Source organism: Cupriavidus neocaledonicus, from assembly GCF_000372525.1.
Taxonomy (GTDB): Bacteria; Pseudomonadota; Gammaproteobacteria; order Burkholderiales; family Burkholderiaceae; genus Cupriavidus; species Cupriavidus neocaledonicus.
Genome location: NZ_AQUR01000087.1, coordinates 91,829 through 114,117, shown reverse-complemented (window position 1 = coordinate 114,117; position 22,289 = coordinate 91,829). Strand labels below are relative to the sequence as shown.

Here is a 22,289-nt window from a genome sequence, read left to right as displayed (position 1 = left end):
TCGAGCGGTCGCTCACTCTCAGAAAACTGACTGACCAGATCCGAAGACCCGGTCACGTTTTGCTGTGCGAGCACTGTATAACTTGAAGCATCACTGTCCGTAGACAGCGGCGTCCGCTACCCAGCGCCCACACTTATCGGTTGTTTGTTTGTTAAAGAACTTCGCTTCCCGGCTTTGCCGTTCAGCGCGCTGCGTTGTCTGCAGCAGAGAAACGAGATTATGCAGAGCTTTCTTCGTTTCGTCAACCGTTTGCAGCAATCTTTTTTGCTGCCGTCAGCGCTGCAAACCTCGCTGCGCCAACCTCCCGGCCAACCCCGCAACCCTTGCCGCGCCTGACTTGCAGCGCCGCGTTGTGTTGCGAGGGGGCGAATAATAGGCCGGTTTCGCCGCCCTTGCAACACCTTTGTCACGACGATGCGCTAAACGTTCCCGGATCCTTGCGTAAGGCCTTGAACGGCAAGAAAAAATCGGCCCGGCACGTGACGCAGACGAGGCAATACCCCTAGATCTTCCTCGGGTATTCCCTGATCCCGACGGCTAACGGTGCTGGAAATTCGGGTTGCGCTTCTCCACGAAGGCGGCCATGCCTTCCTTCTGGTCTTCGGTGGCGAAGGTAGCGTGGAACAGCCGGCGCTCGAAGTGAACGCCCTCTGCCAGCGTGGTCTCGTAGGCGGCGCTGACCGATTCCTTGATCATCATGACCACCGGCAGCGAAAACCCGGCGATGGTCTCGGCAGCCGCCACCACTTCCTCCAGCAGCTTGTCGGCCGGCACCACGCGCGACACCAGGCCGGAGCGCTCGGCTTCGGCGGCGTCCATCATGCGCGCGGTCAGGCACAGGTCCATCGCCTTGGCCTTGGACACGGCGCGCGGCAGGCGCTGCGTGCCGCCCGCGCCGGGCATGGTGCCGAGCTTGACCTCGGGCTGGCCGAACTTGGCCGAGTCCGCCGCGATGATGATGTCGCACATCATCGCCAGTTCGCAGCCGCCACCGAGCGCATAGCCGGCCACGCCCGCAATCACCGGCTTGCGGATCTTGCGGATGGTTTCCCAGTTGCGGGTGATGTAGTCGCCCTTGTAGACGTCCATGAAGGAGTACTTGGCCATCATGCCGATATCCGCGCCGGCGGCGAAGGCGCGCTCGCTGCCGGTGATGACGATGGCGCCGATACCGTCATCCTGGTCGAAGGCGGTCAGCGCGGCGCCCAGTTCATCCATCAGCGCATCATTGAGCGCATTCAGGGCCTTCGGGCGATTCAGCGTGACCAGGCCAACGCGGCCGCGGGTCTCGACCAGGATGTTTTCGTACGGCATGTCTTCTCCTATCTATGTGTGGTCAGGCGGATGGCATGTCGCCACCGGCTGCGGGCTATTCTGCCACCGGTTGCAGCGTGACGGCGCCGGCTAGAGCATGTGCGCGAGGAATTCGCGGGTGCGCGCGTGGGCCGGCGCGCCGAACACTTCGCCCGGCGGGCCTTCCTCGAGAATCCTGCCCTCGTCCATGAATACGACGTGGTTGGCCACTTCCCGCGCAAACCCCATTTCATGGGTGACGACGAGCATGGTCATATGCTCCTCCGCCAGCTGCCGCATGGTGCGCAGCACTTCGCCGGTCAGTTCGGGATCCAGCGCGGACGTGGGCTCGTCGAACAGCATGATGTCCGGTTCCATCGCCAGCGCGCGCGCGATCGCCACGCGCTGCTTCTGGCCGCCGGACAGCCGCGCCGGATAGCTGTCGCGCTTGGCCAGCAGGCCGACCTTGCGCAGCAGTTCCTCCGCCTTGGGGATCACCGCATCGCGCCGCAACCCCTTCACCGTCACCGGCGCCTCGATGATGTTCTGCAGCACCGTCATGTGCGGGAACAGGTTGAACGACTGGAACACCATGCCCATCTTGCGGCAGATGCGGCGCACTTCCGCGTCGGCCACATAGCGGGCCACGCTGTCGGGGCCGGCGGTGGCCAGCGTCTCGCCCTCGATCTGCAGCGTGCCGCGGTCGATCACCTCGAGATGGTTGAGGCAGCGCAGCAAGGTGCTCTTGCCCGAGCCCGACGGGCCGATCACCGCGGTGACGTCGCCCTTGCGCAAGGTCAGCGAAACGCCGCGCAAGACCTGCAGCGGCCCGAACGACTTGAAGAGGTCCCGTGCCGCGATCATGACGCCGGGCGCATCGTGGGAAGGGGCGCCGGTCGGGCTAGTAATCATGTTTGGCATAGCGTTTTTCGAGATTCTGGAAGAACCAGGTCAGAATCAGCGTCATCACCAGGTAGAAAAGCGCGGCGACGAGGAAAGGCGTGGTGGTGAAATCGCGCTGCACGATGCCGCGCGCGGTGCGCAGGATGTCGTTGAGCGCCAGCACGTAGATCAGCGAGGTGTCCTTGATCAGCGTAATGGTTTCATTGCTGACCGGCGGCAGCACCCGGCTGACCATCTGCGGCAGCACCACGCGCCGCATGGTCTGGAAATAGGTCATGCCCAGCGCCTTGCTGGCCTCATACTGGCCACGGTCGACGGACTTGATCCCGGCGCGGAAGATTTCCGCGAAGTACGCGGCGTAGTTGAGCGCGAAGGCCACCACTGCCGCGGGAAAATCAGGCAGCCGCACGCCGATGACCGGCACGAACGGCAGCGCGAAATAGATAAACAGCATTTGCAGCATCAGCGGCGTGCCCCGCATCAGCCAGATATAGCCGTTGACCAGGCCGCTCAGCAGCGGCCATGACGAAATGCGCGCCAGTGCCAGCGCAAGCCCGAGCGGCACCGACAGGGCGAGCGTGATGGCGAATAGCGTCAGCGTGACTTTGGCACCCTGCGCCAGCGGCAGCAGAAGAGATAAAACGTAATCCATGCTCGCGCGTACAGAAGGAGGTGAGGCCTCCGGGAAGCCCGGCGAAGGGGTCCGGAGTTGGCGTGCCCCTCGCCGCAACCGCGAGGGGCGTTACGCCGGGTCTGGATTACTTGGTGATGTCGGCGCCAAACCACTGCGTGGCGATACGCGCCGCGGTGCCGTCCTGCTTCATCGACGCCAGGGTCTGGTCGAGCTTGCCGAGCAGTTCGGCGTCATCCTTGCGCACGCCGACGCCGTAGTCCTCGGTGCCGAAATTTTCCTCCAGCACGCGGTATTCGCCGGCCCGCTTGCTGATCAGGTAGCGGCCCACCACTTCATCCACCACGATGGCGTCGAGGCGGCCGGCCGACAGGTCCATCAGCGCCGTCACGTTGTCGCCGAAGGTCTTGAGTTCCTTCAGGCTGGCGGCAACCTGGCTTTCCTTCTTGATCGCATCCACCGCGCTGCTGCCGTCCTGCGCGCCGACGATGCGGCCCGCCAGGTCAGCCTTGGCCTTCACCGGCGACTGGGCGCCGACGATGACGATCTGGTGGTTGGTCATGTAGGGCGCGGTAAAGTTGATGTTCTTCTTGCGCTCTTCGGTGATGGTCAGCCCGTTCCACAGCACGTCGACACGCTTGCCGTTCAGCTCCGCCTCCTTGGCGCTCCAGTCGATCGGCTTGAACTCGACCGTCATGCCGAGACGGCGGCTGGCCTCCTTGGCCATGTCGATATCGAAGCCGACCAGTTCATTGTTGGCATCGCGGAAACCCATCGGCGGGAAATTGTCGTCCAGGCCCACGATGATCCTGGCGGCGGTATCCGCGCCGGCAGCCGGCGCGGGTGCGGATTCTTTCTTGCCGCACGCGGCGAACAGCGCGACGGACGAAATCAGGAGCAATGCAGCGAACTTCTTCATAGGATTTCCAATGCGGAGGGGAGAGCGCGCCGGGCTTCGCTCGCGCAGGCCGGCGGGGTTTCAGATTGTTGTTGGCAGCGCGATTATAGAGCGGTGCCGCTGGCCGGCATTGCGCGACGGCCGGCCTTCGCGCCAATCTCGCCACACCCGCTGGCAAAAATTAATGCTAACATTTGCCGACCGACTGGTCGGTTTATTTTAGAGGCGCCAGCCCGCACCGACGCATCCCGGAGTCATCGATTCCATCAGGCAGGAGACAACAATGCCCCCGACGTCCACGCCCGCTGGCCAGCCGGTCAGCATCGAGAGCGGACCCGTCCTGCTGGCCTGGCAGGGACCGGTCGCGATCATCACGCTCAATCGTCCAGACAAGCTCAACAGCTTTACCCGCGCCATGCACCAGGCGCTGCAGCAGGCGCTCGACCACGTCGAGGCCGGCGGTGCCCGTGCCCTGCTGCTGACCGGCGCGGGTCGCGGCTTCTGCGCCGGGCAAGACCTGGCCGACCTGGATTTCACCCCCGGGCGGATGACCGACCTGGGCGAGCTGTTCGATACCTGGTTCAATCCGCTGATCCGCCGCCTGCAGGCCCTGCCGCTGCCGGTGGTGGCGGCGGTCAACGGCACCGCGGCCGGTGCCGGCGCCAACCTGGCGCTGGCCTGCGACATGGTGCTGGCGGCGCGCTCCGCCAGCTTCATCCAGGCCTTCGTCAAGATCGGGCTGGTGCCGGATTCGGGCGGCACCTGGCTGCTGCCGCAGCGCATCGGCATGGCGCGCGCCCTGGGCCTGGCCATGACCGGCGAGCGCCTGAGCGCCGAGGAGGCCGAAACCTGGGGCCTGGTCTGGCAGACCATGGACGACCCGCTGCTGCCGGAACAGGCGCTGGCGCTGGCCACGCACCTGGCCGCGCAGCCGACACGCGCGCTGGCCGCGATCAAGCGCGCCATGTATGCCAGCGCCACGGCCACGCTCGACGCCCAGCTCGACCTCGAACGCGACCTGCAGCGCGAACTCGGCCAGTCCGCCGACTATGCCGAGGGGGTCAACGCCTTCCTCGCCAAGCGCGCCCCGCACTTCACCGGCAAGTAGAGCGCGGGGCCTGCCCCCGCATCCCCAGACAGGAGACCAGCTTGAAACAGGACCCCCAGGCCCTCGCCGAAGCCGCCGCGGCCGCGATGTATGAAGCCGACACCTGCAGCCGCTGGCTGGGCATCACGGTCGACGCGGTGCGGCCGGGCTATGCGCGGCTGACCATGCCGGTGCGCAAGGAATTTCTCAACGGCCACGGCATCTGCCATGGCGGCCTGATGTTTACGCTCGCCGATTCGACCTTCGCTTTTGCCTGCAACAGCCATAACATCAACACCGTGGCGGCCGGCTGCAGCATCGAGTTCCTGCGGCCCGTGCATGGCGGCGACGTGCTCACCGCCGAGGCCACCGAGCAGGTTCTGTCGGGCCGGCACGGCATCTACGATATCCGCGTGACCAATGCCGCGGGCCAGGTGGTGGCGATGTTCCGCGGCAAGTCCGCGCAGATCAAGGGACACGTGGTGCCGCCGCCCGACGCAGCCGCGGGCGCCTGAGCCAGCCCTGGCAGGACACTGAAGACAAACGCCCCCCGTGCAGGAGACCCCATGAGCACGCGCCTGACCGATCTGCCCCTGGAACCGATCGAGACCGCCAGCCGCGCCGAGCTGCAGGCCTTGCAGCTGGAGCGCCTGAGATGGTCGCTCCACCACGCCTATGCCAATTCGCCGGTCTACCGGCGCAAGTTCGACGAGGCCGGCGTGCACCCGGACCAGTTGCAAGCGCTGTCCGACCTGGCCCGCTTCCCGTTCACCAGCAAGCAGGACCTGCGCGACAACTACCCCTTCGGCATGTTCGCGGTGCCGCAGGACCGCGTGGCGCGCATCCATGCCTCGTCCGGCACCACCGGCAAGCCCACCGTGGTCGGCTACACGCTGCAGGACATCGACCACTGGGCCACGGTGATGGCGCGCTCGATCCGCGCCTCGGGCGCGCGCCGCGGCGACAAGGTGCATATCAGCTACGGCTACGGGCTCTTCACCGGCGGGCTGGGCGCGCACTACGGAGTCGAGAAGGCCGGCCTGACCGCGATCCCGTTCGGCGGCGGACAGACCGAGCGGCAGGTGCAACTGATCCAGGACTTCAAGCCGCAAGTGATCATGGTGACCCCCAGCTACATGCTGGCGATCGCCGACGAATTCGAGCGGCAGGGCATCGACCCGGCCAGCACCTCGCTGCGCGTCGGCATCTTCGGCGCCGAGCCGTGGACGCCGGAGATGCGGCTGGCGATCGAGAAGCGCATGGGCATTTCGGCGGTCGACATCTATGGCCTGTCCGAAGTCATGGGGCCCGGCGTGGCCAACGAATGCGCCGAGACCAAGGACGGCCCGACCATCTGGGAAGACCATTTCTACCCGGAGATCATCGACCCCGACACCGGCGCGGTGCTGCCCGACGGCGAGTTCGGCGAACTGGTGTTCACCTCGCTGACCAAGGAAGCGATGCCGGTGGTGCGCTACCGTACGCGGGACCTGACCCGGCTGCTGCCGGGCACGGCCCGCCCGGCATTTCGCCGCATGGAGAAAGTCACCGGGCGCACCGACGACATGATGATCGTGCGCGGCGTCAACGTGTTCCCGTCGCAGATCGAGGAACTGATCCTCAGGCACGCCGAGCTGGCGCCGCATTACCAGTGCGTGCTGGCCAGGGAGGGCCACCTCGATACGCTGACGGTGCGGGTCGAATGCGCGCATGGCACCGACACGGCGCTGGCTCACCCCGCGCGCGAGCGGCTCGCGCACGAGATCAAGTCTTATATCGGCGTGACCGCGGGGATCGAGGTGCTGCCGGAGGGCGGGATCGAGCGGTCGGTGGGCAAGGCGAAGCGGATCGTGGATCAGCGCGGGCGCTGAATCCGCTATCTTGCTAGCTGCGCGGCAGCAGCACCCACATCCTGCCGCCCTGCTTCATCCGTCCGGCGGTCTCGCCGGCGGCATCGCCGGCGCCCCAGAAAAAGTCGGCGCGAACGCCGCCCTTGATGGCGCTGCCGGTATCCTGCGCGAACATCAGGCGCTGGATCGGCTCGGTCGACAGCGGACGCGTGGTCGACAGGAACACCGGCACGCCCAGCGGGATCGTGGCCGGGTCGACCGCGATCGAGCGCTCCGCGGTCAGCGGCACGCCCAGCGCGCCCACCGGGCCATCGTTGCTCGGCGGCAGCTCGCGGAAGAAGACAAAGCGCGGATTGACGTTGAGCATCTCCTCGACCCGGCCGGGATTGGCGCGCGCCCAGGCCTTGATGCCCTGCATGGTGGCCTGCGCCGGGGTGATCTCGCCGCGGTCCAGCAGCCACTTGCCGAACGAGCGGAACGGCTGGTCGTTGGTACCGCCGAAGCCCACCCGCATCATGCTGCCGTCCGCCATGCGGATGCGGCCCGAGCCCTGGATCTGCAGGAACGCGGCCTCGACCGCGTCGTCGACCCAGACCAGCTCGTTGCCGCGCATGGCCGGGTTCTGCAGCAACTCGGCGCGCGCCGGCAGTGCGCGGTTGCCGAACTGCGGCGGCTTGCGGTACAGCGGCACCTGGAATTTGCCCTGGCGCGTGCGCGAGCCATGCAGGATCGGCTCGTAGTAGCCGGTGATCAGGCCGCTGTCGGTGCCGTCGCCATTGACCACGCGGTACGGCTGGAAGTTGCCTTCGAAGTACGCGCGCATGGCGTTGATGTCGCCGGCATTGACCATCATGCCGGCGGCGCAGGCGCGGGACCATTCCGCGCGCTTCTTCAGCGCCTGGCAGCTTTGCTGCAGCGCCGGCCAGGCGGCGCGCACATCGTCCTCGGCCCAGCCGCCAAGCTCGGCCCAGCTGGCCGCCTGCAGCCGACCCTTCTGCGTCGACGCCGACGGCGGCGCGGTGCCGGACGGGGTCGTCTCGATGCGCGGCGGCGGGCCGCTCATGCAGCCGGCCAGCAGCACCGCGGCGCCGGCCAGCGCCAGCCAGCCGCGCACGCGGCGCCGCGACGGGGAGGAAACCTGGGAAACCTGTGGAATCGGGAAAGCGTCCGCGTATGCCATCTTGCTATTGTTCAAAGTCCTGGAAGCCGCAGCCTGCGGGGGGAATTCCGCCGGAATGCCCCTACAATGCCATCGTCATCCCTCAACCACCGCCTGCGCCCCCGCGGGCCGCGCTGCATCTGCCATGAGCAAGTTCTTCGAAGCCCATCCCATGCTGCTGTTCGCCCTGGAAGCCGGCGTGGCGCTGTTCCTGCTGATCTTTATCGTGGTCTGGACCATGGGCACGGCGAAAAAGCACCCGCGTCCCACCCGCGCGCCGTCGGAGCACCCGTCGCGCCGGCCGGCGCAGGGCGACACGCAAGCGCCGCAGCAGGATCAGGACAGCCCACCGCGCCCGTAGGTTCCCCGCACGTTCAGTGCAGCATGCGCGGCAGCACCAGCGCAAATTCGGGAATCGGCACCTCGAAGCGGTGGCCGTCCTCGGCCACGCAGAAGTACTCGCCCTTCATCGAACCCACCGGGGTCGAGATCGTGGCCCAGCTGGTGTATTCGAAATGCTCGCCCGGCTTGAGCAGCGGCTGGTGGCCGACCACGCCCAGCCCGGCGACTTCCTGCGTGCCGTTGTCGCTGTCCGTGATGATCCAGTGGCGCGAGATCAGCTGTGCCGCGACCTCGCCGGTGTTGTGGATGGTGATGGTGTAGGCGAAGGCATGGCGCCCGCGCTCGGGGTCGGACTGGTCCGGCAGGTACTGGGTGCGCACCGACACGGAGAAGGCGTACTCGCTCATTTGGGCAGGGCCGGCGGCGGGATCGGCCGGCAGGGAAATGGGTAGCCGCATTGTGCGGGATGGGCGCGGGACGGGCAAGAGCGCGGGCCCGGCGCCGGCCGGACGCGATCGCCCCGGGCGGGCGTAGAATAGCGGTCTTTCAACGCCGTGCCGCCCGCCGTGGCCCCGGCCGCCCTTGCCGCCCGATTGGTTTCGGCGGCCTGGCGGCGGCGCCCGCGGCCCGCCGCCAGCGGCGATAACAGCATTCCCTGCATTCACCGCGCGCCACCATGACCCAGCCCACCTTCCGCCTCGCCCCCTCCATCCTGTCCGCCGACTTTGCCCGCCTGGGCGAGGAAGTGCGCCGCGTGACCGAGGCCGGCGCCGACTGGATCCATTTCGACGTGATGGACAACCATTACGTGCCCAACCTGACCGTGGGCCCGCTGGTGTGCGAGGCGATCCGCCCCCACGTGACCGCCCCCATCGACGTGCACCTGATGGTGCGCCCGGTGGACCGGATCATCCCGGACTTCGCCAAGGCCGGCGCCAATATCATCACCTTCCACCCGGAGGCCAGCGAACACGTCGACCGCTCGCTCGCGCTGATCCGCGATCACGGCTGCCAGGCCGGCCTGGTGTTCAACCCGGCCACGCCGCTGCACCACCTGGACCACGTGATGGACCGCCTGGACGTGATCCTGCTGATGTCTGTCAACCCGGGTTTCGGCGGCCAGTCGTTCATCCCCGAGACGCTGAACAAGCTGCGCGCCGTGCGCGAGCGCATCGATGCCTACACCGCGCGCACCGGCCGCACCATCCTGCTGGAAGTCGACGGCGGCGTGAAGGTCGACAACATCGCCGAGATCGCTCGGGCCGGCGCCGACACCTTCGTGGCTGGCTCGGCCGTGTTCGGCAAGCCCGATGCCGACGGCGGCTACCGCGGCATCATCTCGGCGCTGCGCGACCAACTGGCCAAGGCCGGCCAATGAGCGCGGGCGCGGTGCTGCGCCGCGCCGACTGGCGCGGCATCGAAGGCGTGATCGTCGACCTGGACGGCACCATGGTCGACACCGCGGGCGACTTCCACGCGTCGATCAACGCCATGCTGCTGACGCTGGGCCGCCAGCATACCCACCTGGGCCCGGTGGCGCCGATGTCCGAGCAGGAGATCGTCAGCTACGTCGGCAAGGGTTCGGAAAACCTGATCCGGCGCGTGCTCGACGCGCGCTTTTCGCCGCTGCACGCCAACGGCCTGTTTGCCGATGCCTACGCGCTCTACGACCGCGAATACATCCGCATCAACGGCCAGTTCTCGCAGGTCTACCCGGGCGTGCGCGAAGGCCTGGCGGCGATGAAGGCGGCCGGGCTGCGGCTGGCCTGCGTGACCAACAAGCCCTACAGCTTTACCGAGCCGCTGCTGGCCAAGACCGGCCTGGCCCAGTACTTCGAACTGGTCTATGGCGGCGATGCCTTCCCGCTGCGCAAGCCCGACCCGTTCCCGCTGCTGAAGGCCGCCGATGCCTTCGGGCTGGAGCCGTCGGCAATGGCGGCGCTGGGCGACTCCGAAAACGACGCGCAGGCGGCCCGCGCGGCCGGCATGGGCGTACTGCTGGTGCCCTATGGCTACAACCATGGCAACCCTGTACAAGGCGTCGACGCCGATGGTATAGTCGACTCCATTGCCCATGCCGCAGCGCTGTTTGCCGCACACCGGGCCGGTCATCGATAGTCCGTCGATTCCGACCAAATCCCTGAACCTTCAATGTTTCTCAACCGCAAACGCATCTTTTCTGGCAGTGATCGGCAGGCCTGGCCCTGGCGTCGCTGGCGCGCCTCCCAACAGGCGTAAAGTGCGTTCGCGAGTCTGCTGACACGCCTTCGACCCGAAGGCGTCGCCACCACCGGCCCAGGCGACCAGCCATGCCGGGCATCATCACCCAAACCCGCCAACAGCCAGCGTAGCCTGATTTCTCTGCTACGTTTAGCTCAAGAACGCGCCGCACGCCCTCTCTCCGGCCGTGTGCAGCCTTGTCCGCAAGCTTGCCGCACCACGGTCCGCAACCGGGGCGGGAATTCCCATACGCTCCAGCCAATCTGCCGACAAGCGGCACCGCGCCTGGCCATCGCCTGCGACGCGGGCCGAACAAGAGGACCGACATGACCGAACTGGAATTCAAATCGCTGGCCGACCAGGGCTACAACCGCATCCCGCTGATCGCCGAGGCCTTTGCCGACCTGGAAACGCCGCTGTCGCTGTACCTGAAGCTGGCCCAGTCGCAGACCCGCGGCGTCAACACCTTCCTGCTGGAATCGGTGGTGGGCGGCGAGCGCTTCGGCCGCTATTCCTTCATCGGCCTGCATGCGCGCACGCTGCTGCGCGCCTACGGCAACCGCACCGAGGTGGTGACCGACGGCAAGGTGGTGGAAACCCACGAAGGCAATCCGCTCGATTTCATCGCCGCGTTCGAGAGCCGCTTCAAGGTGGCGCTGCGCCCCGGCCTGCCCCGCTTCTGCGGCGGCCTGGCCGGCTACTTCGGCTACGACGCGGTGCGCTATATCGAGAAGAAGCTCGCCAACACGCAGAAGCCCGACGACCTGAACCTGCCCGACATCCAGCTGCTGCTGTGCGAAGAGCTGGCGGTGATCGACAACCTGTCGGGCAAGCTCTACCTGATCGTCTACGCCGACCCGACCACGCCCGAGGCCTATTCGCGCGCGCGCCAGCGCCTGCGCGAGCTGCGCATGAAGCTGCGCCAGCCGGTCGACGTGCCGGTGACCAGCCCGTCGGTGCAGACCGAGGTCTACCGCGAATTCGCCAAGGCCGACTACCTGGCCGCGGTGCACAAGGCCAAGGAATACATCATGGCCGGCGACATGATGCAGGTGCAGATCGGCCAGCGCCTGGTCAAGCCCTACCGCGACGCGCCGCTGTCGCTGTACCGCGCGCTGCGCTCGCTGAATCCGTCGCCGTACATGTACTTCTACAACTTCGGCGACTTCCAGGTGGTGGGCGCTTCGCCGGAAATCCTGGTGCGCCAGGAAGCGCGCAAGGTGGGCGCCAACGGGGACACCCGCACCGAACACATCGTCACCATCCGCCCGCTGGCCGGCACGCGCCCGCGCGGCAATACGCCGGACAAGGACGCGCAGCTGGCTACCGAGTTGCTCAACGACCCGAAGGAGATCGCCGAGCACGTGATGCTGATCGACCTGGCGCGCAATGACATCGGCCGTATTGCCGAGACCGGTTCGGTCAAGGTTACCGACAAGATGGTGATCGAGAAGTACTCGCACGTGCAGCATATCGTCAGCTCGGTCGAGGGCACGCTGCGCGAGGGCATGAGCAACCTCGACGTGCTGCGCGCGACCTTCCCGGCCGGCACGCTGTCGGGCGCGCCCAAGGTCCATGCGATGGAGATCATCGACGAGCTCGAGCCGCGCAAGCGCGGCATCTATGGCGGCGCGGTGGGCTACCTGTCGTTCGGCGGCGAGATGGACCTGGCCATCGCCATCCGCACCGGCATCGTCAAGGACGGCAACCTTTATGTGCAGGCCGCCGCCGGCATCGTCGCCGATTCGGATCCCGAAGCCGAATGGAGGGAAACCGAGGCCAAGGCGCGCGCCGTGATCCGCGCCGCCGAGCAAGTCCAGGATGGCCTGGACTCCGACATCTGACAGAACAGGAGACAGACGCCATGCTGCTGATGATCGACAACTACGATTCGTTCACCTACAACCTGGTCCAGTACTTCGGCGAACTGGGCGTGGACGTGCGCACCTATCGCAACGACGAGATCACCCTCGAGGAAATCGAGGCGCTGAAGCCCGACCATATCTGCGTGTCGCCCGGCCCGTGCAGCCCGAAGGAAGCGGGCATCTCGGTGGCCGCGCTGCAGCACTTTGCCGGCAAGATTCCCATGCTGGGCGTATGCCTGGGCCACCAGGCCATCGGCGAAGCCTTCGGCGGCAAGGTGATCCGCGCCAAGCAGGTCATGCACGGCAAGGTCAGCACCATCGAGACCACGCAGCAAGGCGTGTTCAGCGGGCTGCCCAAGCACTTCGACGTGACGCGCTATCATTCTCTGGCGATCGAGCGCGAGACCCTGCCCGATTGCCTGGAGATTACCGCCTGGACCCCGGACGGCGAGATCATGGGCGTGCGCCACAAGACGCTCGCCGTCGAAGGCGTGCAGTTCCATCCCGAGTCGATCCTGTCCGAGCACGGCCATGCGATGCTGGCCAACTTCGTCAGGGCGCCGCGATGAGACTGCTCGATTCCGCGCCTGCCAGCCCCCATCACGCCACTGCACACACGCCGCAGACTGCCAACGAGAACGCCATGATCACGCCGCAAGAAGCCCTGACGCGCTGCATCGAGCACCGCGAAATCTTCCATGACGAGATGCTGCACCTGATGCGGCAGATCATGCAGGCGCAGATCTCGCCGGTAATGGCCGCCGCGATCCTGACCGGACTGCGCGTCAAGAAGGAAACCATCGGCGAGATCTCGGCCGCCGCGCAGGTGATGCGGGAGTTCGCCAACAAGGTTCCGGTGAAGGATCGCGAGAATTTCGTCGACATCGTCGGCACCGGCGGCGACGGCTCGCACACCTTCAATATCTCGACCGCGTCGATGTTCGTTGCCGCCGCCGCCGGCGCCAGGATCGCCAAGCACGGCAACCGCGGCGTCAGCTCCAAGTCGGGCAGCGCCGACGTGCTGGAGGCGCTCGGCGTCAACATCATGCTGACGCCCGAGCAGGTCGGCCAGTGCATCGAAGAGACCGGCATCGGCTTCATGTTCGCGCCCACGCACCACCCGGCGATGAAGAATGTCGCGCCGATCCGCAAGGAAATGGGCGTGCGCACCATCTTCAATATCCTGGGCCCGCTGACCAACCCGGCCGATGCGCCCAACATCCTGATGGGCGTGTTCCATCCCGACCTGGTCGGCATCCAGGTGCGCGTGATGCAGCGCCTGGGCGCGCAGCACGCCATCGTGGTCTACGGCAAGGACGGCATGGACGAGGTCTCGCTGGGCGCCGCGACGCTGGTGGGCGAACTGAAGGACGGCGAAGTGCGCGAGTACGAGATCCACCCCGAAGACTTCGGCCTGTCGATGATCTCCAACCGCGGCCTGAAGGTGGCCGATGCCGCCGAGTCCAAGGACATGCTGCTCGAGGCGCTGTCCAACGCGCCGGGCACGCCGCGCGAGATCGTGTCGCTGAATGCGGGCACCGCGCTGTACGCCGCCAACGTGGCGGACTCGGTCGAGGACGGCATCCGTCGCGCGCGCGAAGCCATCGCCAGCGGCGCGGCGCGGCAGAAGCTCGACGCCTTCGTGCGGGCCACCCAGCAGTTCAAGTAAGAGACGCCGATATGTCCGACATCCTGCAGAAAATCCTGGCTGTAAAGGCCGACGAAGTCGCCGCCGCGCGCAAGCGGCGCGACCTGCCCAGCCTGCGCGCCGAGGCCGAAAGCCTGCGCACCGAGGCCGGCTACGCGCCGCGCGGATTCGAGCGCGCGCTGCGCGACAAGATCGCCGGCGGCCACGCCGGTGTCATCGCCGAGATCAAGAAGGCGTCGCCGTCCAAGGGCGTGCTGCGCGAGCAGTTCCTGCCCGAGGCCATCGCCGAGAGCTACGCCGCCCACGGCGCGGCCTGCCTGTCAGTGCTGACCGACGAGCATTTCTTCCAGGGGCACGCCGACTACCTGAAGCGCGCCCGCGGCGCCTGCCCGCTGCCGGCGCTGCGCAAGGATTTCATGGTCGACCTGTATCAGGTCTATGAAGCGCGCAGCTGGGGCGCCGACTGCATCCTGCTGATCGTCGCGGCGCTGGATCCGGGACTGATGGCTGACCTGGAAGCCTGCGCGCACGAGCTCGGCATGGACGTGCTGGTGGAAGTCCATGGCGGCGACGAACTCGACGTGGCGCTGCGGCTGAAGACCCCGCTGCTGGGCGTGAACAACCGCAACCTGCGCACCTTCGAGGTGTCGCTGGACAACACCCTCGAGCTGCTGCCGCGCATGCCGGCCGACAAGCTGGTGGTGACGGAGTCCGGCATCCTCGGCGCCGCGGATGTGCAGCGCATGCGCGACGCCAACGTGCATGCCTTCCTGGTGGGCGAGGCATTCATGCGGGCCAGGGACCCGGGGGTGGAGCTGGCGCGGTTGTTTGGCTGATCCCCACCCGCCATGCCCCAGGAAATCGAACTCAAACTCGCCGTCCCCGACGCCGCCCTTGCCCCGCTGGCCGCCTGGCTCGACGCCAACGGCCAGCCGCGGGGCGAAGCCACGCTGCTCAACGTCTACCTCGACACGCCCCGGCACGACCTGGCGCAGGCGCGCGCCGCGCTGCGCCTGCGCCGCAAGGGCGCGCAGTGGCTGCAGACGCTGAAGACCGCCGGCAGCAGCCAGCGCGGCCTGGCCATGCGGCATGAGTGGGAGACCACCATCGCCGGCGAGGCCATCGAACTGCAGAGCTTTCCCGCCGAGGCGCAAACCGTGCTGGCGCCGCTGATCGGCAGCCTGGCGCCGGTGTTCCGCACCGACTTCGTCCGCCGCACCTGGATCGTCACGCAGGACGGCGCAAGGATCGAGGCCGCGCTCGACACCGGTACCATCACCGCCCTGGCCAGTGCCGCGCAGGAGCGCATCCAGGAACTCGAGCTGGAATGGCTCGATGGCGATGCCGCGCACGCCGCCGAGGCGCTGCGCGCCTTCGCCGCGCGGCTTGCCGCCGTGGCGGCACTGGCCCCGTCGGACCTGAGCAAGGCGGCGCGCGGCTACCGCCTGGCCGGGATCGCCGAGGGCAAGGCGTCATAATCGCGGTTTTGCCGCCGCGCATTTCCCGCATGCAAGCCGATCTCTTTGCCGCCGAAGCGCCCCGCGCCCCCGGCGAACCCGCCCCCGCCGCCAGCCTGCAAGCGCAGGCCGATGCCCTGCCCGCCGCCTGGCGCGCCTTGCTCGAGCCCTGCATCGCCGTGCCGGCGTGGCGCGAGCTGGCAACCTTCGTTGACGGCGAGCGCGCCGCCGGCAAGCCGGTGTTCCCGCACCACGTCTTCCACGCGCTGCACCTGACGCCGCCCGCTGCGGTCAAGGTGGTGATCCTGGGCCAGGACCCGTACCACGGCACCGGCACGGTCGGCGGGGTCGAGCTGCCGCAGGCGCACGGGCTCGCCTTCTCGGTACCGGCAGGCGTCAAGGTGCCGCCCAGCCTGCGCAACATCTTCAAGGAAATCGCCGCGGAATTCGGTGCCGACGGCAACTGCCCGCCGCGCACCTCCGGCAACCTGGAAGGCTGGGCGCGCCAGGGCGTGCTGCTGCTCAATACCGTGCTGACGGTCGAGCAGGGGCAGGCCGCCAGCCATGCGCGGCGCGGCTGGGAAGCCGTCACCGATTGCCTGATCCAGCACCTCGCCGCGAGCCGGCCCAACCTGGTGTTCATGCTGTGGGGCAGCCATGCGCAGGCCAAGAAGCCGCTGCTGGGCGGGGGCCACTGCGTGCTGGAAGCGCCGCACCCGTCGCCATTGTCGGCACACCGGGGCTTCCTGGGATGCGGCCACTTCCGCGCGGCCAACGACTGGCTCGAAGCCCACGGCCGCACGGCCATCGACTGGACCGCGGCCTAGCGCAGCGGGCCGCTAGACCGTCGGCCGGAACTCGAACCCGGCAAACTCCCCTTCCCCGCGCCCGACCTCGACGAAGGTCACCTGCGCCGCCGGCGGGCCGGTTTCCATCCATGCCTGCAGCGCTTCCAGCTGCTTGACCGTGCCGTGCGCCATCACCTCGACGGTGCCGTCGGCGCGGTTGCGCACCCAGCCGCCCAGGCCGAGTTCATCCGCCGCGTCGGCACAGGCGGCGCGATAGCCCACGCCCTGCACGCGCCCGTGCGCGACCAGGCGCCACGTTGCCTTGTTCATGGTGGGTTCCCCGCGAGCGCACGCGACCCGTGCGCGTTGTGTCATCGACACCAAGTAAACTAGACCGCCATGCCGGGCGTTACCAGGGGATGCGCCGCCCGGCGTGATCAGCATGAAGCCGGCGGCATGCGGGCTTTGCCATCGTCCGCCGGGGCCGCGAACCCGGGGCAGGCCACAAGCCTCCGCCCTGCCAGCTCGACACACCCCGACAAGCGCCCATGATGCCACCCGCCGACCGCAACGCGGCCCAGCCCGCCCCTGGCTTCGACAGCCAGCTGCTGCGCGCCCCGCCCAACCGCTTCGACCTGGCGCTGCTGCCGATCATCCTGGCCGTGATCGTGATGGTCGCGTTCGCCGCGCAGCAGATGAATGTGCCGTTCCGGCCCGACCAGCCGCTGGCGGTGCACCTGGACGTGGCCTACCTGCCCTACTACCTGATGCGCACCAGCATCCGCATGCTGGCCGCGCTGGCGGCGTCGCTGCTGTTCTCGCTGGCCTTTGCCGCGCTGGCGTCCAAGAGCCGCACCGCCGAGAAGGTGCTGGTACCCGCATTGGACATCCTGCAGTCGATTCCGGTGCTGGGCTTCCTGTCGATTACCGTGACCGGATTCATCGCCCTGTTCCCGGGCAACCTGGCGGGGGTGGAGTGCGCGGCGATCTTTGCCATCTTCACCTCGCAGGCCTGGAACATGGCGTTCAGCCTGTACCAGTCGTTCCGCACCATCCCTGGCGACTTGCTGGAGGCCGCGGCGATGTTCCGGCTGTCGCCGTGGCAGCGCTTCTGGCGGCTGGAAGTGCCGTACGCCATGCCGGGGCTGCTGTGGAACATGATGATGTCGATGTCGGGCGGCTGGTTCTTCGTGGTCGCGTCCGAGGCGATCTCGGTGTCGGGCCACGATATCCGGCTGCCCGGCATCGGCTCCTATATCGCGCTGGCGATCCAGCAGCAGGACCTGGCCGCGATCGGCTGGGCCATCGTGGCGATGCTGGTTGGCATCCTGCTGTATGACCAGTTGCTGTTCCGCCCGCTGGTGGCCTGGGCCGACCGCTTCCGCTTCGAGACCCTGGCGCAGGACAAGCTGCCGCAGTCGTGGCTGCTGGACCTGCTGCGCCGCTCGGCGTGGGTGGGTGCGCTGCTGGCGCGGGCCGCTGCGCTGGCCGCGCGCACGCTGGCGTGGGGCGCGCGCACGCGCATGCCGGCACCTGCCCGCGCGGCGGATCCGCGCCGGGCGCTATGGCTCGCCCGGGCGCGCGACGCCGCGATCGTGCTGGTGGCGCTGGCCGCGCTGCTGCGCCTGGGCTATTTCGTGCACAGCGAAGTGGGCTGGGCCGAAGTCGTCCATGTGCTGTGGCTCGGCACGCTGACCATGCTGCGGGTGATCGTGCTGATTGCGCTGGCGGCGCTGGTGTGGGTGCCGATCGGCATCCGCATCGGCCTGAACCCCGACCTGGCGCGCATCGCGCAACCGATCGCGCAGTTCCTGGCGGCGTTCCCGGCCAACCTGATGTTCCCGCTGGCAGTGATGCTGATCGCGCGCTTCGGCCTGAATCCGGAGATCTGGCTGAGCCCGCTGCTGATCTTCGGCACCCAGTGGTACATCCTGTTCAACGTGATCGCGGGGGCGTCGGGCATCCCCACCGAGCTGAAGCTTGCCGCGCGCAACTTCGGCCTGCGCGGCTGGCTGCTGTGGAGGCGCTTTCTGATTCCGGCGGTGTTCCCCAGCCTGCTGACCGGCCTGGTAACGGCCGCGGGCGGCTCGTGGAACGCCAGCATCGTGTCCGAATACGTAACCTGGGGCGACCGCACCATCGTCGCTACCGGCCTCGGCAGCTATATCGCCGAGACCACCGCGCGCGGCGACTTCCCGCGCATTGCGCTGGGCATCGGCGTGATGGCGCTGTTCGTGGTGGGCTCCAACCGGTTGTTGTGGAACCGCCTGTACCAACTCGCGCAGGAGCGCACACGGCTGTAAGGCAAGGCAACGATGGCAGAGAACATTGCAACCCCCACCGCCGCGGCGGTGATCGAACTGCGCGGCGTCGGCAAGATCTTCCGCACCGCCAGCCAGAGCGACCGCGCCGTGCTCGAGGGCGTCGACCTGACCCTGCGCGAGGGTGAGATCGTCGCCATGCTGGGCAAGTCCGGCTCGGGCAAGTCCACGCTGCTGCGCATCATGGCGGGGCTGGTCGGCGCCGACCGCGGCGAGGTGCGCTTTCGCGGCCAGCGCCTGGCCGGCACCGCCGAAGGCATTGCCATGGTGTTCCAGTCGTTCGCGCTGTTTCCGTGGCTGACGGTGCAGCAGAACGTCGAGCTGGGGCTGGAGGCGCAGGGCGTGCCCCGGGCCGAGCGCGAACGCCGCGCCGAGGCCGCGATCGACATGATCGGCCTGGCCGGCTTCAACAGCGCTCTGCCGCGCGAACTGTCGGGCGGCATGCGCCAGCGCGTAGGCATTGCGCGCGCGCTGGTGACCGAGCCCGACCTGCTGCTGATGGACGAAGCATTCTCGGCACTGGACGTGCTGACCGGCGAGACCCTGCGCGACGAGATGCTGGCGCTGTGGCAAAGCGGGCGCGCCAACATCAGGAGCATCCTCATCGTTTCGCACAACATCGAGGAAGCGGTGATGATGGCCGACCGCATCGTGATCCTGTCGAGCGACCCCGGCCGCATCCGCGCCGAGGTGCCGGTGGCGCTGCCGCGCCCGCGCAACCGCGACAGCGCGCAGGTGCGCGTGCTGGTCGACCAGATCTACGCGCTGATGACGGCGCCCGCGGCCGAAGCGCGCCGGCCCGCGCCCGCGCGCGAGATCGGCTACCGGCTACCGGACGCCGACATCAGCCAGATGGAAGCCATCCTCGACCTGCTGTGCGAAGCCCCGTTCCAGGGCCGCGCCGACCTGCCGCACCTGGCCGACGAGGCCGGCCTGACCGACGACGAGCTGCTGCCGGCCTGCGAAGCGCTGCAACTGGTGCAACTGGTGTCGATCGAGGCCGGCGACATCGCCGCCACCGACGCCGGCCGCGCCTACTATGCCGCCGGGCCGCAGCAGCGCAAGGCCATCTTCGGCCGGCAACTGCTCGCGAACGTCGCGCTGGCCGCGCATGTGCGGCGCGAGCTGGTGGCGAGCGAAGCCGGCGAGATCGGCGAGGAGCAGGTGCTCGAAGAGCTGGAGCAATCCCTCAAGCCGGCGGAGGCCGAACGCGTGCTGAGCGTGGCGATCGGATGGGGGCGGTATGGGGAGATCTTCGAGTACAGCTATCACAGCGGGATGCTGACGTTACCGGAGGATGAGGGCGCGGGGCACGGCGCGTGAGCCTGCCGCGGCCTTTCTCCCCTCTCCCACTGGCATGGGAGAGGGGAGCAAACCCTTGCAAGGCGGACCACAATACGGGCTCTACGACCGCGCCCGCATCGCCCGCCCGATCGCGCCCGTGCGCAGCGCAATCTTGGCCGCGTCCTCGCGCAGCGCGCGCAGCCGGCGTTCCAGCACCGCGTTGGCGGGGCGGCCGGTGGAGCTTGACGTCACTCCTGCCTGCTCGCTCGATTCGCCCGCCGCGGCGGCCTGCACCAGCGTGTCGGTGCGGCGCTTGTCGGCGGAATCGGCCAGGCGCGCGCGGCGTTCCGCGGCGGCATCTTCCGCGGCTTCGGCCGCTTCGGGGATGGCGGTATCGACTACCGGTTCACGGGCCGCTTCGGCCACCGGTTCCGGCGCCGCCTCGACTGCAACCGCCACCGGCTGGTCCGCGTCCGCGGGCACGGTCTCCTTGCGCTGCGCCGGCGCTTTGGCGCTGCGGATAAAGCCGGCGCCGCGGCCGCCGCCGCGCTCGTCGGCGTGCAGGCGCTCGCTGGCGACCTGCAGGCTGTGGCTGGCGGCTTCGGTGGCCTGTTCGATCGCGGCCTCGGCGGCCGGGATATCGAGTTCGTCATAATGCTGGCGCACCTGGATGCGCGCCGCCGCCACGTGCGCGGCCACCAGGTAGTTCTGCACGATGAAGCGGTTCAGGTTGTCGACCGCGCGGTGCCGGCTCCTGGGCTCGTCCAGCATGCGCTGGAACGACGAGATCAGCGCCGACAGGTTGTCCATGAACTGCTTGCGCTGCACGCGGTAGGCAAAGTCGTCCTTGGCCCGGCGCAGCAGCAGGTCGCGCGTGGCGGCGATATAGCGCCGGTTGGCCTGCAGCACGGCTTCGACCAGCTTGGGGATGGCGCGGTACTCCCAGCTCGGCAGCACGAAGCTGAACAGCGACGCGATGATGCCGCCGATGACCGTATCCACCAGCCGCTCGCCCGCCACGGTGGGGCTGTTCGGCATCAGCAGGTGGATCTGGATCAGCACCTGGATGCAGGCGGCAATCGCGGTGTAGCGGTACTTGATGGTGACGAACGCGGCGCTGGCCACCAGCGACAGGAACAGCACCCCCAGCAGGATCAGCGGCTGGTGCACCACCTTCAGGATCGCGACCGAGACCACGCAGCCGATCAGCGTGCCGATCACGCGGTCGTTGTAGCGCTGCTTGGTCATGCTGAAGTTGGGCTTCAGGATCACGATGATGGTCAGCAGGATCCAGTAGCTGTGCGACACATAAGGCAGGCGCTCGGCGATCCACAGCCCCAGCGCCACCGCCATCGACACCCGCAGCGCAAAGCGGAACGCCGGCGAGCTCCACTTCAGGTTGTCGCGCAGCACGCTCAGCTCGTACTTCTGGCGCGTCAGGAACGGCGTCATGTCTGAGCCGGGCAGCACCTTGGCTGGCTCCACCGGGGTGCGCGAAGCCTCGTGCAGCTGGCCGATCAGCGTGATCGCGCCGCGCATCATGTCGAGGGTCTCGACCAGCGCCGTCATCGCCGCCGGGTTGATATGGTGGTGGCGCAACTGCGCGATCTCCGCCTCGACCGCGCGCAGGCCCTGCCGGTATTCCACCGTGGCGTACGAACCGCGCCCGCGCGTGACCTCGTAGGCGATCTCTTCGACGTCCTTGCACATCTGCATCACCAGCCCGCGCAGGTGGTCCAGCACCGGCGTGCCGGCGAAGGTCTGGCGCAGCATCGGATAGTCGGTGTTGGTCGACAGGATGTACTCGTACAGGTCGAGCATGCGCAGGTGCACCTGCACCAGCAGCCCGTCGTGCGGGGTGCGGTTGCCGCGCAGCACCAGGTCGCGCGCGGCCTGCTGGCGCTCGGCCACCACGATCTGCTGGCGCACCAGCTGGTTGAACTGGGCCTCGAAGTCATTGCCGGCGTCGTAGAAGCCGGCCTTGATCTCGAGATAGCCCGCCAGCTCGTACAGCGATTCGGCCAGCACCTGCTGCCGGGTGCGGCGCTCGGTGACCCAGCTCACCAGCATCGCGTAACCGAGGTAGGCCACGGCGCCGACGCTGAACAGCGCCGCATGCTCCAGCGCCCGCCGCACCAGGAAGTCCTCGTTGATGGTGAGCGTCATCACGAACAGCGCGGCGAACTGCAGCGGCAGCGTCTTGTTGCCGTACACCGTCATCATGCCGGCCATGAAGGTCACCAACACCAGCAGGAACGGCATCACGCGCGGGAACGGCGTGGCCAGCGCCACCACCAGCGTGACCACGCTGCACAGCAGCACGCTGGCCAGCATCTCGTTGAACTTGTGGTTCAGCGGGCTGGGCAGGTCCATCAGGCTGGTGCACAGCGCGCCCATCGACACCACCATCGCGGTGGGCAGGTCGCTGAAATGCAGCGCGATCAGCGTCGCGCCGATCACGCCCGTGGCCGAGCGCAGCCCCCGGTACACATAGTGCGAATACAGGAAGGTGCGGGGATCGTGCGCGTATTGCATGCAGCGGG

Annotated in this window: 22 protein-coding genes; 14 read left to right on the top strand and 8 right to left on the bottom strand. The window is 67.9% G+C overall.

Annotation, left to right across the window (positions count from 1 at the left end; translation table 11 throughout):
• Positions 1-537: 537 nt before the first annotated feature.
• The 4 genes from A3AG_RS0110210 to A3AG_RS0110195 form a co-directional block, all read right to left on the bottom strand.
• Positions 538-1,314, bottom strand: coding sequence for an enoyl-CoA hydratase (locus tag A3AG_RS0110210; protein ID WP_018005300.1), 777 nt, complete (start codon positions 1,312-1,314; stop codon positions 538-540).
• Between the two features lie 90 nt (positions 1,315-1,404).
• Positions 1,405-2,157, bottom strand: coding sequence for an amino acid ABC transporter ATP-binding protein (locus A3AG_RS0110205; protein WP_020384447.1), 753 nt, complete (start codon positions 2,155-2,157; stop codon positions 1,405-1,407).
• Positions 2,158-2,194: 37 nt separating this feature from the next.
• Positions 2,195-2,848 (bottom strand): amino acid ABC transporter permease, encoded by a 654-nt coding sequence (locus A3AG_RS0110200; RefSeq protein ID WP_018005298.1) that lies wholly within the window; start codon positions 2,846-2,848, stop codon positions 2,195-2,197.
• 106 nt (positions 2,849-2,954) lie between these two features.
• Positions 2,955-3,746: an amino acid ABC transporter substrate-binding protein gene (locus A3AG_RS0110195; protein ID WP_018005297.1), complete on the bottom strand. Its 792-nt coding sequence runs from the start codon at positions 3,744-3,746 to the stop codon at positions 2,955-2,957.
• Positions 3,747-4,008: 262 nt separating this feature from the next.
• On the opposite strand from A3AG_RS0110195, the gene paaG reads away from it, so the two are divergent.
• The 3 genes from paaG to paaK are packed head-to-tail and all read left to right on the top strand — an operon-like array spanning position 4,009 to position 6,683.
• Positions 4,009-4,833 (top strand): 2-(1,2-epoxy-1,2-dihydrophenyl)acetyl-CoA isomerase PaaG, encoded by an 825-nt coding sequence (gene paaG / locus A3AG_RS0110190; protein WP_018005296.1) that lies wholly within the window; start codon positions 4,009-4,011, stop codon positions 4,831-4,833.
• A 41-nt stretch (positions 4,834-4,874) separates the two neighbouring features.
• The gene (gene paaI, locus A3AG_RS0110185) at positions 4,875-5,327 is read left to right on the top strand and encodes a hydroxyphenylacetyl-CoA thioesterase PaaI (protein WP_018005295.1); all 453 of its coding nucleotides are present in this window, start codon (positions 4,875-4,877) and stop codon (positions 5,325-5,327) included.
• A gap of 51 nt (positions 5,328-5,378) precedes the next feature.
• A complete protein-coding gene (gene paaK, locus A3AG_RS0110180; RefSeq protein ID WP_018005294.1) occupies positions 5,379-6,683 on the top strand; it encodes a phenylacetate--CoA ligase PaaK in 1,305 nt (434 codons plus the stop codon).
• Positions 6,684-6,696: 13 nt separating this feature from the next.
• Here the strand turns inward: paaK and mltA are convergent, their stop codons facing one another.
• A complete protein-coding gene (mltA, locus tag A3AG_RS0110175; RefSeq protein ID WP_026164088.1) occupies positions 6,697-7,842 on the bottom strand; it encodes a murein transglycosylase A in 1,146 nt (381 codons plus the stop codon).
• 124 nt (positions 7,843-7,966) lie between these two features.
• On the opposite strand from mltA, the gene A3AG_RS0110170 reads away from it, so the two are divergent.
• Positions 7,967-8,182 (top strand): hypothetical protein, encoded by a 216-nt coding sequence (locus A3AG_RS0110170; protein ID WP_018005292.1) that lies wholly within the window; start codon positions 7,967-7,969, stop codon positions 8,180-8,182.
• Positions 8,183-8,195: 13 nt separating this feature from the next.
• Here the strand turns inward: A3AG_RS0110170 and apaG are convergent, their stop codons facing one another.
• A complete protein-coding gene (gene apaG / locus A3AG_RS0110165) occupies positions 8,196-8,570 on the bottom strand; it encodes a Co2+/Mg2+ efflux protein ApaG (protein WP_012353991.1) in 375 nt (124 codons plus the stop codon).
• 269 nt (positions 8,571-8,839) lie between these two features.
• On the opposite strand from apaG, the gene rpe reads away from it, so the two are divergent.
• From rpe to A3AG_RS0110125, 8 genes are all read left to right on the top strand, one after another.
• A complete protein-coding gene (gene rpe / locus A3AG_RS0110160; protein WP_018005291.1) occupies positions 8,840-9,541 on the top strand; it encodes a ribulose-phosphate 3-epimerase in 702 nt (233 codons plus the stop codon).
• A complete protein-coding gene (gph, locus tag A3AG_RS0110155; RefSeq protein ID WP_018005290.1) occupies positions 9,538-10,281 on the top strand; it encodes a phosphoglycolate phosphatase in 744 nt (247 codons plus the stop codon). Before rpe ends, gph begins: the two co-directional genes overlap by 4 nt.
• A 428-nt stretch (positions 10,282-10,709) precedes the next feature.
• Positions 10,710-12,227 (top strand): anthranilate synthase component I, encoded by a 1,518-nt coding sequence (gene trpE, locus A3AG_RS0110150; RefSeq protein ID WP_018005289.1) that lies wholly within the window; start codon positions 10,710-10,712, stop codon positions 12,225-12,227.
• 20 nt (positions 12,228-12,247) lie between these two features.
• Positions 12,248-12,817: an aminodeoxychorismate/anthranilate synthase component II gene (locus tag A3AG_RS0110145; protein WP_018005288.1), complete on the top strand. Its 570-nt coding sequence runs from the start codon at positions 12,248-12,250 to the stop codon at positions 12,815-12,817.
• A 74-nt stretch (positions 12,818-12,891) separates the two neighbouring features.
• Entirely contained in the window at positions 12,892-13,917 is a 1,026-nt protein-coding gene (gene trpD, locus A3AG_RS0110140) for an anthranilate phosphoribosyltransferase (protein ID WP_035848310.1), read from the top strand.
• A gap of 11 nt (positions 13,918-13,928) precedes the next feature.
• Entirely contained in the window at positions 13,929-14,732 is an 804-nt protein-coding gene (trpC, locus tag A3AG_RS0110135) for an indole-3-glycerol phosphate synthase TrpC (protein WP_018005286.1), read from the top strand.
• 12 nt (positions 14,733-14,744) lie between these two features.
• Positions 14,745-15,374, top strand: coding sequence for a CYTH domain-containing protein (locus A3AG_RS0110130; protein ID WP_018005285.1), 630 nt, complete (start codon positions 14,745-14,747; stop codon positions 15,372-15,374).
• 29 nt (positions 15,375-15,403) lie between these two features.
• Positions 15,404-16,180 carry a uracil-DNA glycosylase gene (locus tag A3AG_RS0110125; protein WP_018005284.1) on the top strand — a complete coding sequence of 259 codons (777 nt, stop codon included), beginning with the start codon at positions 15,404-15,406 and terminating at the stop codon, positions 16,178-16,180.
• 12 nt (positions 16,181-16,192) lie between these two features.
• On the opposite strand, the gene A3AG_RS0110120 is transcribed toward A3AG_RS0110125, so the two are convergent.
• Positions 16,193-16,471 (bottom strand): acylphosphatase, encoded by a 279-nt coding sequence (locus tag A3AG_RS0110120; RefSeq protein WP_018005283.1) that lies wholly within the window; start codon positions 16,469-16,471, stop codon positions 16,193-16,195.
• 218 nt (positions 16,472-16,689) lie between these two features.
• On the opposite strand from A3AG_RS0110120, the gene A3AG_RS0110115 reads away from it, so the two are divergent.
• Positions 16,690-18,444, top strand: coding sequence for an ABC transporter permease (locus A3AG_RS0110115; protein WP_018005282.1), 1,755 nt, complete (start codon positions 16,690-16,692; stop codon positions 18,442-18,444).
• Positions 18,445-18,456: 12 nt separating this feature from the next.
• A complete protein-coding gene (locus tag A3AG_RS0110110; protein ID WP_018005281.1) occupies positions 18,457-19,785 on the top strand; it encodes an ABC transporter ATP-binding protein in 1,329 nt (442 codons plus the stop codon).
• A gap of 81 nt (positions 19,786-19,866) precedes the next feature.
• On the opposite strand, the gene A3AG_RS0110105 is transcribed toward A3AG_RS0110110, so the two are convergent.
• The gene (locus A3AG_RS0110105) at positions 19,867-22,281 is read right to left on the bottom strand and encodes an FUSC family protein (RefSeq protein WP_018005280.1); all 2,415 of its coding nucleotides are present in this window, start codon (positions 22,279-22,281) and stop codon (positions 19,867-19,869) included.
• Between the last annotated feature and the right edge of the window lie 8 nt (positions 22,282-22,289).

What these genes read in the sequence shown, in the direction of transcription:
- A3AG_RS0110115 (WP_018005282.1), top strand. Translation starts at nt 16,690, where the DNA reads ATGATGCCACCCGCCGACCGCAACGCGGCCCAGCCCGCCCCTGGCTTC.
- A3AG_RS0110145 (WP_018005288.1), top strand. Translation starts at nt 12,248, where the DNA reads ATGCTGCTGATGATCGACAACTACGATTCGTTCACCTACAACCTGGTC.
- A3AG_RS0110210 (WP_018005300.1), bottom strand. Translation starts at nt 1,314, where the DNA reads ATGCCGTACGAAAACATCCTGGTCGAGACCCGCGGCCGCGTTGGCCTG.
- A3AG_RS0110120 (WP_018005283.1), bottom strand. Translation starts at nt 16,471, where the DNA reads ATGAACAAGGCAACGTGGCGCCTGGTCGCGCACGGGCGCGTGCAGGGC.
- A3AG_RS0110110 (WP_018005281.1), top strand. Translation starts at nt 18,457, where the DNA reads ATGGCAGAGAACATTGCAACCCCCACCGCCGCGGCGGTGATCGAACTG.
- A3AG_RS0110130 (WP_018005285.1), top strand. Translation starts at nt 14,745, where the DNA reads ATGCCCCAGGAAATCGAACTCAAACTCGCCGTCCCCGACGCCGCCCTT.
- paaK (WP_018005294.1), top strand. Translation starts at nt 5,379, where the DNA reads ATGAGCACGCGCCTGACCGATCTGCCCCTGGAACCGATCGAGACCGCC.
- apaG (WP_012353991.1), bottom strand. Translation starts at nt 8,570, where the DNA reads ATGAGCGAGTACGCCTTCTCCGTGTCGGTGCGCACCCAGTACCTGCCG.
- A3AG_RS0110125 (WP_018005284.1), top strand. Translation starts at nt 15,404, where the DNA reads ATGCAAGCCGATCTCTTTGCCGCCGAAGCGCCCCGCGCCCCCGGCGAA.
- gph (WP_018005290.1), top strand. Translation starts at nt 9,538, where the DNA reads ATGAGCGCGGGCGCGGTGCTGCGCCGCGCCGACTGGCGCGGCATCGAA.
- A3AG_RS0110205 (WP_020384447.1), bottom strand. Translation starts at nt 2,157, where the DNA reads ATGATCGCGGCACGGGACCTCTTCAAGTCGTTCGGGCCGCTGCAGGTC.
- A3AG_RS0110105 (WP_018005280.1), bottom strand. Translation starts at nt 22,281, where the DNA reads ATGCAATACGCGCACGATCCCCGCACCTTCCTGTATTCGCACTATGTG.
- trpD (WP_035848310.1), top strand. Translation starts at nt 12,892, where the DNA reads ATGATCACGCCGCAAGAAGCCCTGACGCGCTGCATCGAGCACCGCGAA.
- trpC (WP_018005286.1), top strand. Translation starts at nt 13,929, where the DNA reads ATGTCCGACATCCTGCAGAAAATCCTGGCTGTAAAGGCCGACGAAGTC.
- mltA (WP_026164088.1), bottom strand. Translation starts at nt 7,842, where the DNA reads ATGGCATACGCGGACGCTTTCCCGATTCCACAGGTTTCCCAGGTTTCC.
- A3AG_RS0110195 (WP_018005297.1), bottom strand. Translation starts at nt 3,746, where the DNA reads ATGAAGAAGTTCGCTGCATTGCTCCTGATTTCGTCCGTCGCGCTGTTC.
- paaG (WP_018005296.1), top strand. Translation starts at nt 4,009, where the DNA reads ATGCCCCCGACGTCCACGCCCGCTGGCCAGCCGGTCAGCATCGAGAGC.
- rpe (WP_018005291.1), top strand. Translation starts at nt 8,840, where the DNA reads ATGACCCAGCCCACCTTCCGCCTCGCCCCCTCCATCCTGTCCGCCGAC.
- A3AG_RS0110200 (WP_018005298.1), bottom strand. Translation starts at nt 2,848, where the DNA reads ATGGATTACGTTTTATCTCTTCTGCTGCCGCTGGCGCAGGGTGCCAAA.
- trpE (WP_018005289.1), top strand. Translation starts at nt 10,710, where the DNA reads ATGACCGAACTGGAATTCAAATCGCTGGCCGACCAGGGCTACAACCGC.
- A3AG_RS0110170 (WP_018005292.1), top strand. Translation starts at nt 7,967, where the DNA reads ATGAGCAAGTTCTTCGAAGCCCATCCCATGCTGCTGTTCGCCCTGGAA.